At 73.2% G+C, this 17,588-nt stretch carries 8 protein-coding genes; 2 read left to right on the forward strand and 6 right to left on the reverse strand.

The genetic code is table 11. The features are described 5' to 3' along the window. Positions 1–43: 43 nt before the first annotated feature. The 3 genes from IF55_RS23475 to IF55_RS23485 form a co-directional block, all read right to left on the reverse strand. On the reverse strand, positions 44–4,003 hold the full coding sequence (locus IF55_RS23475; RefSeq protein WP_030884235.1) for a type VII secretion protein EccC: 3,960 nt from the start codon (positions 4,001–4,003) through the stop codon (positions 44–46). Between the two features lie 388 nt (positions 4,004–4,391). Next, positions 4,392–5,036 (reverse strand): helix-turn-helix transcriptional regulator, encoded by a 645-nt coding sequence (locus tag IF55_RS23480; protein WP_030884237.1) that lies wholly within the window; start codon positions 5,034–5,036, stop codon positions 4,392–4,394. 155 nt (positions 5,037–5,191) lie between these two features. Beyond that, positions 5,192–8,200, reverse strand: coding sequence for an AAA family ATPase (locus IF55_RS23485; RefSeq protein WP_048832353.1), 3,009 nt, complete (start codon positions 8,198–8,200; stop codon positions 5,192–5,194). Positions 8,201–9,165: 965 nt separating this feature from the next. Between IF55_RS23485 and IF55_RS36065 the strand changes: the two genes are divergently transcribed. Beyond that, complete coding sequence (locus tag IF55_RS36065; RefSeq protein ID WP_157854404.1) at positions 9,166–10,143, forward strand: RICIN domain-containing protein; 978 nt, start codon at positions 9,166–9,168, stop codon at positions 10,141–10,143. A gap of 96 nt (positions 10,144–10,239) precedes the next feature. Here the strand turns inward: IF55_RS36065 and IF55_RS23495 are convergent, their stop codons facing one another. Further along, complete coding sequence (locus IF55_RS23495) at positions 10,240–13,344, reverse strand: AAA family ATPase (protein ID WP_078645058.1); 3,105 nt, start codon at positions 13,342–13,344, stop codon at positions 10,240–10,242. Positions 13,345–13,375: 31 nt separating this feature from the next. On the opposite strand from IF55_RS23495, the gene IF55_RS23500 reads away from it, so the two are divergent. After that, positions 13,376–13,993, forward strand: coding sequence for a response regulator transcription factor (locus IF55_RS23500; protein ID WP_245661353.1), 618 nt, complete (start codon positions 13,376–13,378; stop codon positions 13,991–13,993). 51 nt (positions 13,994–14,044) lie between these two features. Here the strand turns inward: IF55_RS23500 and IF55_RS23505 are convergent, their stop codons facing one another. Together IF55_RS23505 and IF55_RS23510 are read right to left on the reverse strand one after the other, a co-directional pair. After that, positions 14,045–15,376, reverse strand: coding sequence for a class I SAM-dependent RNA methyltransferase (locus tag IF55_RS23505; protein ID WP_030884251.1), 1,332 nt, complete (start codon positions 15,374–15,376; stop codon positions 14,045–14,047). A gap of 63 nt (positions 15,377–15,439) precedes the next feature. After that, positions 15,440–17,491, reverse strand: a complete 2,052-nt coding sequence (locus IF55_RS23510; RefSeq protein ID WP_030884254.1) for an APC family permease — start codon at positions 17,489–17,491, stop codon at positions 15,440–15,442. Positions 17,492–17,588: the final 97 nt, after the last annotated feature.

Consider the following 17,588-nt stretch of genomic DNA (forward strand, 5'->3'; position numbering starts at 1 on the left):
GGGCGGGGTTCACGGCGGCCTGGCGGTCGGGGCGGGCCTGGCGTCAGGGGCCCGCGTAGCCGATCTGCATCAGCCGCACGCCGCGGCGGGTGACGAGCTGCGCACGGCCGGCGGGCAGGGTCCGCGGCCTGGCCTCACCGATGAACTTGCCTTCCTCCTTGGGATAGGAGTGCAGCAGCGCCGGGCTGCCCAGCTCCCAGATCCGGCGCAGCACCGGGTCCATCATGGCGCGCATCGCTCCCGAGGTGGATCGCGAGATCACCAGGTGCAGGCCGATGTTGACGGAGTGGGCGAGCATCGGGGCGAGCGGGTTGAGGGGCGAGCCGCTGCCCGGCCCGCCGGCGTAGAGGTCGTAGTCGTCGATGAGCATGAAGAGCCGCGGACCGGTCCACCAGTCGCGCCGGGGCAGCCGCTCGGGGGCGATGTCGGGGCCGGGAACGCGCTTGCCGACCGACACCGCCGCGCTGCCCGCGAGTTGGGTGAGGCTCTCGCCGTCCACGGCGAAACCCACCCGGTACTCCTCGGGGACCATGCCGAGCAGGTCGCGTCGGGTGTCGGCGAGCAGGATGCGCGCCTCGTCCGGCTGGTAGCGGCGGGTGATGGCGTCGATCGTCAGGCGCAGGACGTTGGTCTTGCCGGTCTCGGCGTCGCCGAAGACCATCAGGTGCGGGGCGACGCCGAAGTCGTGCCACACCGGGGCGAGGCGCTGCTCGTCCCAGCCCAGGGCGACCCGCAGATCGCCCTCGGGCGCCGGGAGCTTGTCCAGCGGCAGCTTGGCGGGCAGCATCCGCACGCCGGGGGCCTGCCGTCCGGTCCAGAACGTGTCGATCTCGGCGACGGCCGACCTGGTCGCCGCGGTGAGGTCCGCGGACTCGGAGGAGCTGTCCAGCCGGGGCAGAGCGGACAGGAAGTGGAACTTGGACTTGGTCAGGCCGCGGCCCGGCTGCTGGGGCACGCTCGCGGCGAGCTTGGAGCCGAGCTCGGACTCCACGGTGTCGCCGAGGCGGAGTTCGAGCTTGCTGCCGAACAGGTCGCGGGCGCGGGGCCGGATCTCCGACCAGCGCACCGCGGAGACCACCACGTGCAGGCCGAAGGACAGTCCCCGGGCCGCCAGGTCGGTGATGCGCGGTTCGAGGTCCTCGAAGTCCTGTTTGAGGGTTCCCCAGTTGTCGATGACGAGGAAGACGTCACCGTAGGGGTCGTCGATCTCGCCGGCGTCGCGAAGCTGCCGGTAGGCCGGCATCGACTCCAGGCCCCGCTCGGTGAAGCGTCGCTCGCGCGCCTCCAGCAGTTGGGTGAGCTCCTCCACGGTGCGCGTCACGCGGTCCCGCTCCATGCGGGTGGCGATCGAGCCGACGTGCGGCAGGCCCGCGGTGGACTGGAGACCGCCGCCGCCGAAGTCGAGGCAGTAGAACTGCACCTCGCGCGGTGTGTGGGTGAGGGCGAGGGAGAGCATCAGGGTGCGCAGCGTCGTGGACTTGCCGCTCTGCGGCGCGCCGGCGACGGCCAGGTGGCCGTCGGCGCCGGAGAGGTCGGCGACCAGCAGCTCGCGCAGTTGTTCGTAGGGCCGGTCGACCATGCCGAGCGGCACGCGCAGCCGGCCGAGCTCCGGGTAGTCGGCCGCGCTCATGCCGCGCTCGGGGTCGGGGACGATGCCGGGCAGCAGTTGGTCGAGGCTGGGCGAGAAGTCGAGCGGCGGCAGCCACACCTGGCGCGCGGGCGGGCCGGCGCCCTCCAGCCGGCCGACCAGGACGTCCAGCAGACTCTCCTCGTCCTCCGCCGCCGGTTCGGCGGGCTGCGCGGCCGGCTCCCGGGCCGCCTCCGCCTCTTCCTGTTCCCGCGGCGCCGGGGCGGACTGCTCCATGCCGAAGGCGACGATCTCCTGCGAACCGCCGGCCAGTTCGGCCGGACGGGACGCGCTCTGCGGGGCGGGGGCGGCGCCGGAGACGTAGGCGGCCTTGAACCGGGCCAGGTTGGTGGTGTCCACCTTCAGATAGCCGTTGCCCGGTGCGGACGGCAGTTCGTAGGCGGAGCCGACGCCGATGACGCTGCGGGACTCCATCGAGGAGAAGGTGCGCAGCGCGATCCGGTAGGAGAGGTGGCCCTCGACGCGGTGGATGCGGCCCTCGTCCAGGCGCTGGGAGGCCAGCAGCAGGTGCACGCCGAGCGACCGGCCGAGGCGTCCGATGGAGACGAAGAGATCGACGAACTCCGGCTTGTTGGCGAGCAGTTCGGAGAACTCGTCGACGACGATCACCAGCGAGGGCAGGGGCGTCAGCGGCGCTCCGCCGAGCCGGGCCTTCTCATAGTCGTACAGCGAGGAGTGACCGCTCTCCCGCAGCAGTTCCTGCCGGCGCGTCATCTCGCCCTGGAGCGAGTCCCGCATCCGGTCCACGAGGTGGAGTTCGTCGGCCAGGTTGGTGATGACCGCGGAGGTGTGCGGCAGCCGGTCCATGTTGAGGAAGGTGGCACCGCCCTTGAAGTCCACCAGCACGAAATTGAGGACGTCCGAGGAGTGCGTCGCGGCGAGCCCGATGACCAGGGTGCGCACCAGTTCGCTCTTGCCGGAACCGGTCGCGCCGATCAGCAGTCCGTGCGGGCCCATGCCGGACTGGGCGGACTCCTTGATGTCCAGCTCCATGACCTCGTTGTCCTCGGTGATGCCGATCGGCACCCGCAGCCGCGAACTCTGCGCGGTCCGGGTGCGCCACAGGGCGGCCACGTCGAAGGCGCGGGGGTCGCGGATGCCGAGCAGCGTGGCGAGGTCGAAGTCGGTCTCCAGCGGTTGTTCGACGGTCTCGATGCCGCCGCCGGTGGTGCGCATCGGCGCCAGGACGCGGGCGAGTTCCTCGGCGGCCCTCGGGGACAGCGAGTCGGCGCTCGCGGTGACCACGGTGTCCCCCGAGGGGTACTCCACCTCGCCGTCGCGCACGGTCAGCCGCAGCGTGTCGGGGCCGCCGGTCATCGCGCCGGTGGCGTCCAGGAGCACGACGTTGCGCACGCCGGCCAGCAGCCGGGACGCCTCGGGGATGTACACCCGGTAGGCGAGCACGACGATGAAGGGCTCGGCGGGCCGGGGCGGCGAGCCGGGGTCGTGCTCGCCGCGCTCGGCCACCTCGGGTCCGAGGAGGTCCATCAGCGCGTCGTGGTCGTCCGCGACCAGCCGCAGCGGGCCGGCCTCGTCCTCCAGGAGCGGGTGGGCGTTGTGGGGCAGCCACTTCAGCCAGTCCCACTCGGCGCGGCCCACCGCGTCGGTGAGCAGCGCGATGCGCATCTCGTCCGGCGCGTGCGCCACCGCGAGCTGGCCCACCAGGGCGCGCAGCAGGCCGAGCGCCGCCTCGCCGTCGCCGGCCAGTTCCACGCTGGTGAACCGGCGCAGCGGCACCGTCACCGGCAGGTGGGTGACGTTCTGGTACGCCTTGGTGAAGCGGCGCAGCGAGATCGCCGAGAGCGGTTCGAGGTCCTCCACCGGCTTGGTCTCCGGCGGCAGCAGGAACAGTCCCGCTCTGCGCGAGCCCAGCCCGACGCGCACCTCGGCGTAGTCCTCGTGCCCGCCCCTGCGCTCCCACAGGCGCTCACCGGAAGCCACCGCCCACAGGTCCTGCGGGCGCGGGTTGTTCCAGTAGGCGGCGGCACGCTGCTCGGCCGCCGCGTCCCGCACCTGGCGGCGCAGTTGGGCCAGGTAGCGCAGGTAGTCGCGGCGCTCGGCGCGCATCTTGCGCTTGCGCTCGGCGCCGCGGCGGCCGAGCTGGGTGATCGCCATGCTCAGCATGGCCGTGCCCATCATCCCGGACATCAGGAATGTCGTGGGCGAACTGGCGCCGAGGGTGAACATCATGGCCATGGCGCCCACGCCCAGCAGCATCGGCAGGTAGACCAGTGCCGAGGTGAAGTCCGCGGTCACCGGCTCGCCGAGGGCGGGGGGCTCGGCGAGCTCGACCTGCTGCTCCGGGGCCTCGGGGCCGGAGACACGAGGTGATCGTTTGACGACCACGGTGCTCATCGGTCAGTCCTTCAAGATGGTGGCGGGCCGGGCGGAGCCGCGGCGTGGCAGCACGGCTGCCGTTTTCACACTAGGCCGGGGTGGCGCGGTGGCGTGATCCGGCGGGCGAACACTGTCCGTCCGGACAGCGGAACTCTGTCTACGAGTTCATCGGCGGCCTGGGCCGGGGCGCGAGGAGCGCGTCGCACAGCGAGATGCGCCGCTCGGCGGTGCGGGGCCTGTTCCGGCGGCCCGGTGGGGGTTCGGCAGGATGGTGCGACGGCAGTGGGGCGACGTCCGTGGGGTGACGTCCGTGGGACGACGGCAGTGGGGTGACGTCCGTGGGGTGACGTCGATGGCGCGCGACTCAATGGCGGGACGTCAGTGACGCGGCCTCAGTGACGCGGCCTCAGATGAGGCCGGAGCGGATGGCGTAGGAGACGGCGTGCGCGCGGTTGCGCAACTGAAGCCGCTTCATCACGCCGTACAGCACGTACTTGATGGTGCTCTCCGAATAGGACAGCTTCGCGGCGATCTGCGACAGCTCCTGCCCCTCGGCGACGAGCCGCAGCACGTCCGCCTCGCGGAAGCTGATCCCGGAGGTCGCGAGCCCCCGGGGCACCAGGACCTCACGCTGCGTGAACTGGACCTGCTCCATCAGCGCCCCCTGGAGGGACACGGGGAAACTGCCGCCGCCCCGCGCGACGATGAGCAGGATTCGGGTGAAGTCGTCCGGGGTGAAGGAGTCCCGCCACAGCACCGCGCGCACGCCGTGGTCGACGGCCGAGGAGATGTCGGCGCGCCACTGTCCCCTGGCTACGACGAGGACGAAGGAGATGTCGGCGACGCCGCTGAGCCCGCGCAGGTCCTCCAGCATGGAGCCGTCCGCGACATCGGGGGCCACCACCACGACGTCGCCGTCGCGCACATCGCCGACGGGTACCTCTCTCAGTTCGCGATCGTGCTGGAGGTAACTGACCAGGCCGGCGCGGACGATGCTTTCCGGCGCGTGTATCGCGACACGCGTGGCGTCGACGAGTGTCTGTAATGGCATGCGCGCACTCCCCTGGGATATGTGCGGAGGATCGAACGGAGCGATCGTGACACGAGCGGAAGGCGCCCTACCGCTTTCTATGACCCCGCTGTGCAAGACATGGGGAAACATGGCGGCTGTCATATCCGTATGGATTGGGGCGCTTTGCCGCCTTCTCACTGCTCCAGGAGTCCGGTACGCACCCCGGACACGATCTCCGCGCGGGACCGCACCCCGGCGTGGGCGAAGAGCCGGGTCAGCCGGTTGGCCACCGCGTCCCCGCTGAGGCCCAGGACACTGGATATCTGACGGTTGGACAACCCCTCGGCCACGAGCACGGCCAGCAGCCGTTCGTTCTCCGCCACGGCTTCCTTGCGTCCAGGGACCGCATTGCCGCTCTCCCGGATGGCGACGCGGGTGCGGAACCGCCACAGCGACGCGCCGACCTCGCCGAACAGCCGGTACGCCTCGTAGAACAGAGCTGGGGGATCGTCGCTGGACGGTGCGACGGACAGCAGCGTCACAGCGGTCTCGAACGGCTGGCTACGGGACCGGGCGAGGTCCACCGCCTCCCGCAGCAGGCTCCGGACCGTGGCCGCGTCCTGCCCGGGGAGCCGGACCGCGGCGCGCAGGTGGAGCAGGCGCGCGCGGTCCCCGCCGGTCTGCCGCGCCACCCGCTCCAGCCACCGCAGGCACTCCCGCGCCTGGGATGCCTGGCCGGTGTCCAGGCACACCTCCGCCAGGGCGGCCCACAGTTCGTCGGTGCCGTAGACGTAGCCGCCCCTCTCCGCGGCCATCAGCCCGCGCCGCAGCGCCTGCTCCGCGCCGAAGAGGTCGCCGAACGTCCGCGCCAGTTCCGCCTCGGCCCGGTCCAGCAGCACGTCGGCGGGCCCGGTGACCTGTCCGCACGCGTCATCGAGGAGATGCCGGGCCTCGCGGGTGTGGCCGCGGGCGAGCAGGACGGTCGCCATCCGCTCGGGCAGCAGATGGTGCCCGGTGGCGGCGCCGGCCTGCCCGCGCGCCAGCAACCGCCGGGCCACCGCCAGCGCCTCGTCCCAGCGCCCCTCCAACTGGCGCCGGAGAAACAGGCTGTACGGGGGGAGCGACCGCTCGGTCATCCCCCGGCGCTCCAGCACCGCCCCGGCCTCCAGCAGTTCGCCGGCGCCGAGGAGATAGTCCACCTGGTACACCGTCGCCGCCTGCCGCCCCCAGCGGGACAGCTCGTCCACCTCCGGGCCGGCCAGCGACCGGACGAACCGCTCCGGCTCACCGCAGACCAGTTCGGCCCCGGCGCGCAGCAGTGCCGGGATCGCCGCGGCGGCCCCGCCGTCGTCCCACTCCCACTCGGTCTCCGCGAGCAGCGCGAGGCCCTGCGTCCACCGGCCCTGCCCGCACAGCGCCAGGGCCCGCCCGGTCGCCTCCACCGCGGCGGGCAGGCCCCCCGCCTGCCACCAGTGGCTCAAGGTCAGCCGGTCCAGCCACAGCGGGTCGCCGACGGCGGCCGCGGAGCCCGCCAGCAGGGCCGCGGCCTCCTGGAGCGCCGCCACATCGAAGCCCTCGGGATCGCGCAGTATCGACACGGCGGCGGGGCGGACGGCCTCGTACTCGCCCGCGGTGTAGGCCATCCCCACGTACCGCCGGGTCAGGTCGTCCCGCTCCGTCGGCCCGTCGGCGAAGCGCACGGCGGCCCGCAGCCACCGCAGCATCCCGCGCCGGTCCGCGTCGGGGTGCAGCCGGTCGGCTGCCGCCACCAACTCGTCCACCGCGCGCGGGCAGTACCGGCTGAGGTTCAGCTCGGTGATCTGGTCCGCCAGATACGCGTCGAGGTCGGTCTCGGCCGGCAGTTCCGTCGCCGCGCCCGGCGACCCGGTCCGCATGTCGTCCATCGCCTTCAGGACCACCTCCACCGCGGCGGACGACAGCCGGGCGCGTTCCAGCGGGCCCAGCCGGTGACGGACCGTGTGCTCCAGCAGCGGAGGGGAGAACGCCCAGCCGCGTGGCGCGGCGGCTCCTCCGTCGGGGCCGGGCAGTTCCACCACGATCCCCGCACCGATCAGAGCGCGCAGGCCGTCGTCCACGGCCGCCGCGGAGAGCCCGGTCACCTCCGCCGTGAGCGTCGCGGCCATCCGGCCCAGCGGCCACAGGACGCTCAGCCCCTCCGCCACCGTGCGGCCCGGCTCGCCCAGCACACGCAGCGCCGCGACGAAACGGTCGTCGTCCGGCAGTTGAGGCGGCCGCGTCCCCGGGACGAGCAGGACGTGGCCGTCGAGCGCCCGGATCGCGCCGGTCCGTAACCACGCCGTGAGCAGCACATCGACGGCCGCCGGCACGCCACCGCTCGCCTCGTGCACCGCCCGGACCAGTTCGGGGTCCGCGAGCGCGTTCAGCCGCCGGCTCACCACCGCGGCGACCTCCGCCCGCTCCAGACGCGACAGGACGGCGCGGTGCGCGCCACGGCGGTGAGCGAGACGCTCCACCGCGCCGTCCCCCGGTGCGCGCCGCCCGGCCTCGCCGTGCCGGACCGCCGACACGACCAGCCGCACGTCGGGCGCCACCCTCTCCAGGTCGACGCCGCCGAGCAGGTCCAGCGACTCGGCGTCGGCGTACTGGGCGTCGTCGACCACGATGGTCAGAGGGGCGGACCGGGCCAGGGAGGCCGTCAGCGCCTGGGCCACGGCGGCCCGGTCGCCGAATTCGACGGCGGCCAGCGCGTCCGCCGCTCCGCCGCCGGCCCGCCGCGGCGTGGGCGGGATCCGCCGGTGCCGTTCGAGCTCCTTGATCAGTCGCAGCGCCAGCAGCAGCGGACGCCGTCCGTCCTCGACGCCGCAGATCAGGAACGAGACCCCGCTGCCCTCCGCCTGTGCCGCGGCGGCGAGGGCGTGCGCGAACGTGGACCGGCCGGCGCCCCGTTCCCCCTCGACGACCAGCAGGTTCGGCCCGTCGGAGGCGAAGAGGCGCTGCCGGGCCTGCGCCAGGACCCGCTCGCGACCGGGCAGGTGCGCCGGGTCCCGGTCCGCGCCGGGCGCCGGGCCCGCGGGCGACGGCGTCGCGGCGAAGCCGTCCGCGGCCGGCCCGCTTCGCTCGTCCCACGCCTTTGCCGGCAGAGGGCTCCCACCGCGCCGCCTGACGGGCCGACCGTGGGGCTGCTCGCCGTGCGGGACGGGCCTGGTGTTCTCACGTGTCACTGCACAGAGGCTACGTTCTCTCCACGGAGCGCCCCGCGCCGGTCGCTCGCGGGGCGCTACCCGTTCGTCCGTCCATCCTGTGTACGTCCGCGCCATAGGCGGCGGTATCAGCGTGCACAGTCACATATCCCCAGCTTCCTGCGGATGCGTTGCGGACGAATTGCTGACGAATCGCTGACGAATCGCTGACGAATACAGACAGGTGTCGACGCGGCGAGGCATGCCGTCCGGGAGACGGGCCCGCACCGCCGGTTCGAGGCGACCCCCTGAGCCCCGTCGCACGTCGGCCGGGGCGACAAGGGCAAGATCGTTGTACATATGGACAGCAGAATGGTCCATTCATTCAAATTGGCCCTCGCGCACCCCCGCGATCCGTTCTGCCGCCGCACCGCGAACCAGGGTCCGGAGAGACCTTCTTCGACTGCCGCCGACAGGCGTTCGCGCACTTCGGAGGGGTGCCGATGACGATCGTCCACGACCGCGCCAAGACCGTAGCGCGTCGGCATACCGGTCCGGAGCCCGGCACGGACGGCGAACCCCTCGTCCGGGAAGAGGAATTACGATCCTCCGGCAGGCGCGGTCGGCCGTCGCCGGCCCCCTCCCACCCAGCCGCTCCGTCAAGGAGGCACACCCTGGCTACGCAGTCCGCCCGCTCCTCCGGACGGGAGCCCCACGCCGCGGAGCACCCGGGGCCCGGTGCCGCCGGCTCCCCATCACCGACATCCGACCCGAGCGGTCCCACCGAACCCCGGCTGCGCGGACGACTGGTGCGGCGCATACGGTCCGCGGCGCGCCTACCGGCTCTGGCCGACGGCTCGCCCGCGCTCTGGGACCGCGGCACCGGCCACGCGAACGCACCGCGTCCCGGCGCCGACGACGCGCCGGCCGCGGACACCGATTCCCCTCCATCGCCACCGGCGCCGACGCCCGGCGCCCCGCCCTCGGTGTCAGCGCGGGCACGGGCCGTGCCCACCGTGCCGGCCGCGCCGAAACCGCGGGCAGCGGCGACCTCCGCGAAACCGGCGGCCCCGGACGCGGATACCGCGTCGCCGGCGCCGCGCGAGCGCCACCCCCGCAGGAACCTGCTCACCGCGGTGGCCGCCGGCACGGCCGTACTGGCGGTGGGGGCGGTGCTCCTGGCCTCGGGCTCACGCCACAAGCCGGAGAACCACCAGGTCACCGTGGCCGACGTCCCGAGAGCCTCCGTGCCCGCAAGCCTGCGGTCTTCCCCCTCGCCCGACCACTCCCCCTCCCCCTCCGCGAACCACCCCGCCACGAAGCCGTCGGCCGCCGCCGGCCAAGGCGCCGGACACGGCTCCGCCCCGTCGAAGAACTCCCCCTCTCCCTCCGCGAACCACGCCACCGCAAAGCCGTCGGCCGCCGCCGGCCAAGGCGCCGGACACGGCTCCGCCCCGTCGAAGAACTCCCCCGAGAAGAGCGCGCAGTCGGATCACCCGCCGGCCCCGGCGGCCTCCCGGATGTTCAGGGGCGCCGCGCTGGTGCTGCTGCACAACCGCGCCACCGGGCTCTGCGCCGACCTGCCGGGCTACGGTAAGGGGTCGGTCGACGGGCCCGTCAACGAGTACCACTGCCGGGCCGGTGACAGCGACAACCAGAGGTGGGTCCTGGCGCCGGTGGACCGCAAGGGGCCCGGGGAGGCGAATCTGTTCGTCATCCAGAACACCAAGGACGGCCTGTGCATGGACCTGCCGGGCTACGGGGGCAAGCCGGTGGGCACCAAGGTCTCCGAGTACCCGTGCGACGGAAGCGCCCGGGACAACCAGACCTGGTACATCTGGCCCGGACAGGGCAACCACTACCAGATCCGTAACGCCGAGAGCGGCGGCCGGTGCCTGGGCGTCAGCGGGGGGCCGGGCGCCGGCCTGGACGCCCGCCTCGAACTGCGCTCCTGCGGGACGGCCGACACCGACTGGTCCTGGTAAATCCGCGAAAGCGCTCCAGGGTCCCCCGAACTCCCGGCGACGCACGAGGGCCGCCCGGCTTCGCAAGCCCGGCGGCCCTCCGCCGTCACAGCGCCCTCAGAGCAACGGTTCCATGTGGGAGGGCGACACCGCGGAGCCGCCTGCCTCGCCCGGCGCCGGGCAGTCGGGCAGCAGCCCCAGCCGGGCCAGGGTCCCGTCCAGCCGGGACGCGGCCAGCTCCGCGCGGGACCGGCAGCCGGTGCGTTGGAAGAGCCTGGTAAGGCGCTGCTCCACCGTCTTCTCGCTGCACGCCATGCGGGCGGCTATCCGCCGGTTGGTCTCGCCGTCGCTCACCAGGTCGATCAGACGCACATCGCTCTCGCTCAGCCGGTTCGGCGCCGCCCGCTGTCTGGGCACGTTCAGCTTCAGGCCCTGCCACCGCGCCCGGACGGCGAGCATCGTGCGCAGGAACGTCGCCGCCCCGAGCGTCTGCGCCTCGCGCACCGCCTCGTCCAGCCAGTTCTGAGGATCGTCGACCAGCGCGACCAGGCACTCCCGGGCGAGCAGCAGCAACTGCCGGTCGCCACGCCGCCGCACCAGGGAGAAGGCGCTCCGCGCACTCTTGACATCGCCGTGCAACATGGCCCGTCCCAGGAGCATCGACTCCCGCGTCATCGGGGAGCCCACCTCGGCGTGCAGCGCCTCCAGTTCCTCCTGCGCTCGCACGCGGTCGCCCTCACGGCCTTCCCGCGAACCGTACGAGAGCAGCCGCAGCAGCAGCCGGTCCAGGCCCGCGAGCATGCCGTTCTCGCGCGCCCGCCGGACGTCCCGCCACCCCCGCTCGAACGCCTCGTCCGGCCGGCCCTCCGCGGAGCGGACCCCCATCCGCACCCGCCCGACCAGGGGGTGGGGGACGGCCTCGGAGATGAGATCCAGCCAGGTGCGGGCCCGCTCGATGTCGCCGCGCATCCAGTGGATCTCGCCCGCCAGTGCCCGGGCGAGCTGTGCGACACCGGAGGGCTCCCGGGCCCGGCCGCGCAGTTCGATCCGGCGGATCCCGTCGAGCGCCTCGTCCCACCGGCCCGCGAGGTAGTCGCGGACCACCGCGTGATACCTCACCGCGGTGCTGTCGCCGGCCTTGGTGTACCGATCCGCCAGCACCGCTTCCAGCGCACCGGCCAGGTCGCCGTAGGCGGCGGCGCCACGCAGCCGGTCCCAGGCCGCGCCCTCCACCGCCCCCGGAAGATCGCGCCGGGCCCGGTCGCTCTCGGCCCGCCCGCCCACCGCCGCCGCCAGCAGCCGGGTCTCCGCCGGTGTGGGCAGCGGGCCGCGAGGGGGCCCGCCCGCCTCGGGCGTGTCGTCCGGCGCCGCGGGGAGCAGCGGACCGATCCCGTACCGCCCGCCCAGCGCCGACAGCCCGGCCGCCGCCGGTATGCGCCGCAGCGCGGCCCAGCGCCGGTCGACGGCCGCCTCGGCGTGTTCGTGCAGCGCCGCCACGGACCAGGCGCGGGCGCTGAAGTCCAGGTCCGTTCCCGCGTCCGCCGGCGCGGCGTCCAGGCCGGCGAACAGCGGCGCCGCCAGCGCCAGCGCCCCGGCGTGGTCGGCCTGGCGCAGGCCCAGTTCCAGCGCCTGGCGCAGCACGCCGGACGCCTCCGGCCCCCGTCGCATGCGCGCCAGCGCCGCTCCGTAGACATCGACCGTCCGGGGCACGGCGAACCGCGCGCGTCTACGGGCCGCCGCCAGCACCAGCGGCACCGCGATCTCGTCCGCCAGCTCCGGCCCCATGGCGGCCGCGTGACCGGCCAGCCACGGGCGGCCGGTGCCCGCGGCGACCGGGTCCAGCCGGTCGAGGAGCGAACGCACCATGCGCGCGCGCAGCTCCCGCACCTCGCGGGTGACGGGCAGCGTCCGCAACGCCGCCGCCAGCGCCGGCACGGTGAACGCCAGCCGCCCCTCGTGGTCGGCGCTCAGCACGCCTTGGACCAGCAACTGGTCCGCGGCCTCGGCGACGTCGCAGCCGGCCGGCCGGCCCGGCTCCGCCGCGCGGTACAGGTCCTCCAGGCGCAGCTCGGCCGCCTCGACCAGATGAGCCAGTACGGCCGCGCTCCGGACGCGCCCGTAGGGCACGGGGAGGCCCGGCCACCCGAGATCGGACAGTTCCTCCGCCTCCGCGGCGAAGCGCAGGCCGCCCGCCGGTTCGCTGACGGCGACCCGGCCGTCCAACTCCACGAGCGCGCCGTCCCGTTCGACGCCGGCGAGCACCGAGAGCAGGGCGCCGGGGTTGCCCCCCAGGGGGCCGAGGGAACGGGTCACCGCCGTCACCAGGTCGGGATCGACGGGGCGGCCGAGCCGACGCGAGAGCAGTTCCCGCACGTCGTCCCGTGCCAGCGGCCCCAGTGTGAGCACGGTGTCCGCGGCCAGCGCCAGGTCCCCGCCGCACTCCGTCGACGCGGTCGGCCGGGACGTCAGCACCACCGGCAGGCCCGCGGGCCGGAAGACACGCAGCATCAGCCCCAGGGCGGAGACGGTGGCCGGCGGCACGGCGTCGACGCCGTCCACCACCATGGCGAACGGCATGTGATCCGCCGCGTCGGCGAGCGTCTCGCCGATCGTGGACAGCAGGGCCAGCCCCCCGTCGCGCCCGGCTGTCCGCAGCTCCACACGCCGGATCGCGGTGACGCGCGCCGGAAGCCGGCCGTCGTTGATCCTGGCCAGCAGCCGACAGACCGCGTCGACCAGCGCCGCCGTGCCCGGCTCCCCCTCGGCCGTCCGCAGGCCGAGGGGGAGCACCTTCGCGCCGCCCCGCACCGCCGCCAGGCGGCCGGACTCCACGACGGCGGTCTTCCCCACCCCGGGCGGGCCGGTGACCAGCACGGTCCGTGCCGTGCCAGTGGCGCCCAAAGCGCTGGCGACCAAGCTCACGTCGCCTTCCCTGCCCGGCAGGGAAGGATCACGCTGCTGCATCGACGACTCCTCACTCCGAACGCGGCCGGCGGGGACCGGGGTCACGGTCCGCGGCACGGCGCCGGCCTGCTCCAGGGCCGAGACCATGATTTCAAATCCGTTTTGCGGCTGATTGCCCTCGTACCGGCCGACGCTGATGCCAGATTTCCCTGCCTTTGGTGACCCGCGGTCCGCGCCCGGCGGTGGTCGGAGCCGTACATGACACGATCGGTGTCTTGATGGATCGACGTACGCCCCCTCGTCCGCGGAAGGTGCCATGCCTCAGCAAACGCCCCCGCAGAGAGTGGCAGTGGCGATACACGCCTCGGACACCCTCACGCGCATCGGCTTGGCCAGCCTCCTGCGGCAGGACCGTCGCTTCTCCGAGACGCCCGCGGACCGGACGGACCGAGCGGGCCCGGCCGATGTGACCGTGGTCGCGGTGGACACCGCGGACGCCTCCACCCTCAGCCTGCTGCACACGCTCTCGGAGACCTCCAGCCCCCGGTTCGTGCTGCTGGTCGGACGGCAGTGGCAGGCCGACATCTTCGCCGCGGTCGACCGCGGGGTCCGCGCCGTGCTCTGCCGCGACAGCTTCACCCCGGCGGCCTTCTCGCAGACGCTGCTGACCGTCGCCCGCGGCGGCGGCAGCTTTCCCCCCGACCTCCAGGGCACCCTCATGCGGCAGGTGCAGTGGACCCACCGCGAGGTCCTCGCCCCCCGCGGCCTGACCGCCTCAGGAGTCAGCCCCCGCGAGGTGGAGGTCCTGCGCCTCCTCGCGGAGGGCCTGGAGCTGCCGGAAGTCGCCGAGAAGCTCGCCTACTCCGAACGCACCGTGAAGTACGTGCTCTACGGCCTGATGAAACGCATGAACCTGCGCAACCGCGCGCACGCGGTCTCCCACGCCCTGCGCACCGGCCTGATCTGAGAGTGCGAGGACGAGCGTCCGCACCTCCTGCACTTCACCCGAACCCGCAGGTCAGGCACCCTTCCCCGTCGGCTTCAGGATCGCCACGCACTCCACGTGGTGCGTCATCGGGAAGAGGTCGAAGGCCCGCAGGGTGGCCGGGCGGTAGCCCTCGTCGGCGAAGTAGGCGAGGTCGCGGGCCAGGGCGGCTGGGTCGCAGGCTACGTAGGCGATGCGGCGGGGGGTGAGGGAGGCGAGGTGGCGGATGGTTTGGCGGCCGGCGCCGGCGCGTGGGGGATCGAGGACGATGAGGTCGGCGTCGGTGATGCCGGTGCGGGGGAGGGCCTGCTCGACCTTGCCGTGTTCGATGCGGACGCGGTCGAGGTCCTGGAGGTTGTGGCGGGCGTCTTCGACGGCGCGCTTGGTGGATTCGATGCCGAGGACGGCGCCCTTGTCGCCGACGCGTTCGGCGAGGGCGCCCGCGAAGAGGCCGACGCCGCAGTAGAGGTCGAGGGCCGTGTCGCCCTTGCGCGGCATGAGGCCCTGCATGACGGCCTTGACGAGGGTGTCGGCGGCCTGGGGGTGGACCTGCCAGAAGCCGCCCTCGCCGACGCGGCAGGTGCGGCCGTCGGCGCGTTCGCGGACGAAGGGGCGGCCGTGGACGCGGTGGACGGCCTTGTCGCGTTCGCCGACGCGCAGGACCGACACCGGCTTGTCGAGTTCCACGATGGGGAGGCGGCCGCCGGGCTTCGGGGTGAGGATGACCTGGCGGTCGCCGGAGCCGGTGGCCGCGATGGCCTCCACCGAGGCGATCTGGGGCCATTCGCGCTTCTCGATGCCCAGCTCCGTGACGGCGGGCGCCGCGATGAGGCAGCGGTCGATGATCTCGACCTCGTGCGAGCGGTGCTTGCGCAGGCCCGCGCGGCCCTCGGCGTCCACCGCGTACTGCACCCGCGTCCGCCACGCCGGGACCTCCCCCGCCGGCAGCTTGTCGCCCTCCGCCGGCATGACCGTGCCGTCCCAGCCCGCCTCCTCGGGGGTCAGGCCCGCGAGGCGCAGCAGTTGCTCGGCGATCACCTCGCCCTTGAGGCGGCGCTGCGCGCCCGGCTTGGCGTGCTGCCAGTCGCAGCCGCCGCACTTCCCCGGGCCGGAGAACGGGCAGGGGGCCGGCACCCGGTCCTTCGACGCCTCGATGATCTCCACGGCGTCCGCGCGCAGGAAGCGGGACGTCTCCTCGCCCTCGGTCACCCGCGCGACCACCCGCTCCCCCGGCAGCGCGTGCCGTACGAACAGCACCCGGCCCCCGCCCGTACGCGCCACGCAGTGCCCGCCGTGCGCGACCGGGCCCACCTCGACCTCGTACTCCTCGCCTACCAGCGATGATGCTTCGGTCTCTTGCGGCATGGCGGAGCGCTCCTGAGCTGGGGTGAGGGGGTGCAGCCCGTCAGTCTACTTGCCGCACCGCCGCTACTTCCGCGTCCCCGTCTTCTCCCGCCTCGGATGCACCACCGGCCCGCGCCGCACGGACCCCGGCGCGTTCCATTCGGCGCGCTTGCGGGCCCGGCGCTTCGCCGCCTCCGAGGAGTCGAGCTGCCAGGGCACCGAGGTGACCATCACGCCGGGAGTGAAGAGCAGCCGCCCCTTGAGGCGCAGCGCGCTCTGGTTGTGCAGCAGGTGCTCGTACCAGTGGCCGACCACGTACTCCGGGATGTAGACGCTGACCGCGTCGCGCGGGCTCTCCTTGCGGAGGCTCTTGACGTAGTCGATGATCGGCCGGGTGATCTCGCGGTAGGGCGAGTCGAGGACCTTGAGCGGTACGTCCATGCCGCGCCGCGACCACTCCTCCTGGAGCGCCTTCGTCTCGGCGGCGTCGACGCTGATGCTCAGCGCTTCGAGGGTGTCGGAGCGCATGAGCTTGGCGTACGCGAGGGCGCGCAGCGTCGGCTTGTGGACCTTGGACACGAGGACGATGGAGTGCACGCGAGAGGGGCGGACCGTCTCGTCGTCCGGGTCGTCCTCGACCGCGATCTCCTCGGCGACCCGGTCGTAGTGCTTGCGGATCGCGGTCATCGTCGCGTAGAAGATCACCATTCCGAGCAGCGCCACCCACGCGCCGTGCGTGAACTTCGTCAGCAGCACCACGACCAGGACCAGGCCGGTCAGGAACGCGCCGAAGGTGTTGATCGCGCGGGAGCGGACCATGTGGCGGCGCTTGGCGGGATCGGCCTCGGTCCGCAGGTGGCGGTTCCAGTGCCGCACCATGCCGATCTGGCTGAGGGTGAAGGACACGAAGACGCCGACGATGTAGAGCTGGATCAGCCGCGTCGAGTCCGCGCCGTAGATGTAGGTGAGCACGGCGGCCGCGCCCGCCAGCAGCACGATGCCGTTGGAGAACGCGAGGCGGTCGCCCCGCGTGTGCAGTTGGCGCGGCAGGTAGCGGTCCTGGGCGAGGATCGAGCCGAGCAGCGGAAAGCCGTTGTACGCGGTGTTGGCGGCCAGGAACAGCACGAGCGCCGTGGCCGCGGCCAGGATGATGAACAGCAGCGAGCCGTGGCCGAAGACCGCCTCCGCCACCTGCGAGATCACGGGGTTCTGGGTATAGCCGGAGCCCAGCGGCTTCCCGTTGTGCAGCAGGTCGGTGGCGGGGTTCTCGGCCATCCGCACCTTGGTGACCATGGCCAGCGCGATGATGCCGCAGAACATCGTGACGGCGAGGCCGCCCATCAGCGCGAGCGTGGTCGCCGCGTTCTTGCTCTTCGGCTTGCGGAAGGCGGGCACGCCGTTGCTGATCGCCTCGACGCCGGTGAGCGCCGCGCACCCCGAGGAGAAGGCCCGCAGCAGCAGGAAGATCAGGGCGACCCCGGCCAGGCCCTGGTGCTCGGCGTGGATGGTGTAGTCGGCGGTGGGGGCCTTCATGGTGTCGCCGAAGACGAGGCCGCGGACGACGCCCCACAGGATCATGAGGAAGACGCCGCCCACGAAGACGTACGTGGGGATGGCGAAGAGCTTCCCGGACTCCTTGACGCCGCGCAGGTTCATCACCGTGAGCAGCACGATGACGGTGATCGCGCAGAGCGTCTTGTGCTCGGCGACGAAGGGGATGGCGGAGCCGAGGTTCTCGATGCCGGAGGCGATGGAGACCGCGACGGTCAGCACGTAGTCGACGAGCAGGGCGCTGGCGACGGTGAGTCCGGCCTTGGCCCCGAGGTTGGTGGTGGCGACCTCGTAGTCGCCGCCGCCGCTCGGGTAGGCGTGCACGTTCTGCCGGTACGAGGCCACCACCGTGAACATCAGCACCACGACCGCGACGGCGATCCACGGGCTGAAGTGGTAGGCCGAGACGCCGGCCACGGAGAGCACGAGGAGCACTTCGCCCGGCGCGTACGCCACGGAGGACAGCGGGTCGGAGGCGAAGACGGGGAGCGCGACGCGCTTGGGGAGGAGCGTCTCCCCCAGCTTGTCGCTGCGCAGCGCTCGGCCGATGAGGATCCGTTTCGGCACGTCGGTCAGTTTGGACACGCAGAGGATCGTAAGCGCTGGCGATTACGGTCGCCCACCCGCCACCCATGGGCCATCCGGCCCGGTTCGCTTCCGGTGGCAGCACGGGGTCGCTCGG

The organism is Streptomyces varsoviensis, assembly GCF_000718635.1.
Lineage (GTDB): Bacteria > Actinomycetota > Actinomycetes > Streptomycetales > Streptomycetaceae > Streptomyces > Streptomyces varsoviensis.

Coding starts and splice junctions, on each gene's coding strand:
- IF55_RS23475 (WP_030884235.1), bottom strand. CDS start 4,003: ATGAGCACCGTGGTCGTCAAACGATCACCTCGTGTCTCCGGCCCCGAG.
- IF55_RS23480 (WP_030884237.1), bottom strand. CDS start 5,036: ATGCCATTACAGACACTCGTCGACGCCACGCGTGTCGCGATACACGCG.
- IF55_RS23495 (WP_078645058.1), bottom strand. CDS start 13,344: ATGGCACCTTCCGCGGACGAGGGGGCGTACGTCGATCCATCAAGACAC.
- IF55_RS23505 (WP_030884251.1), bottom strand. CDS start 15,376: ATGCCGCAAGAGACCGAAGCATCATCGCTGGTAGGCGAGGAGTACGAG.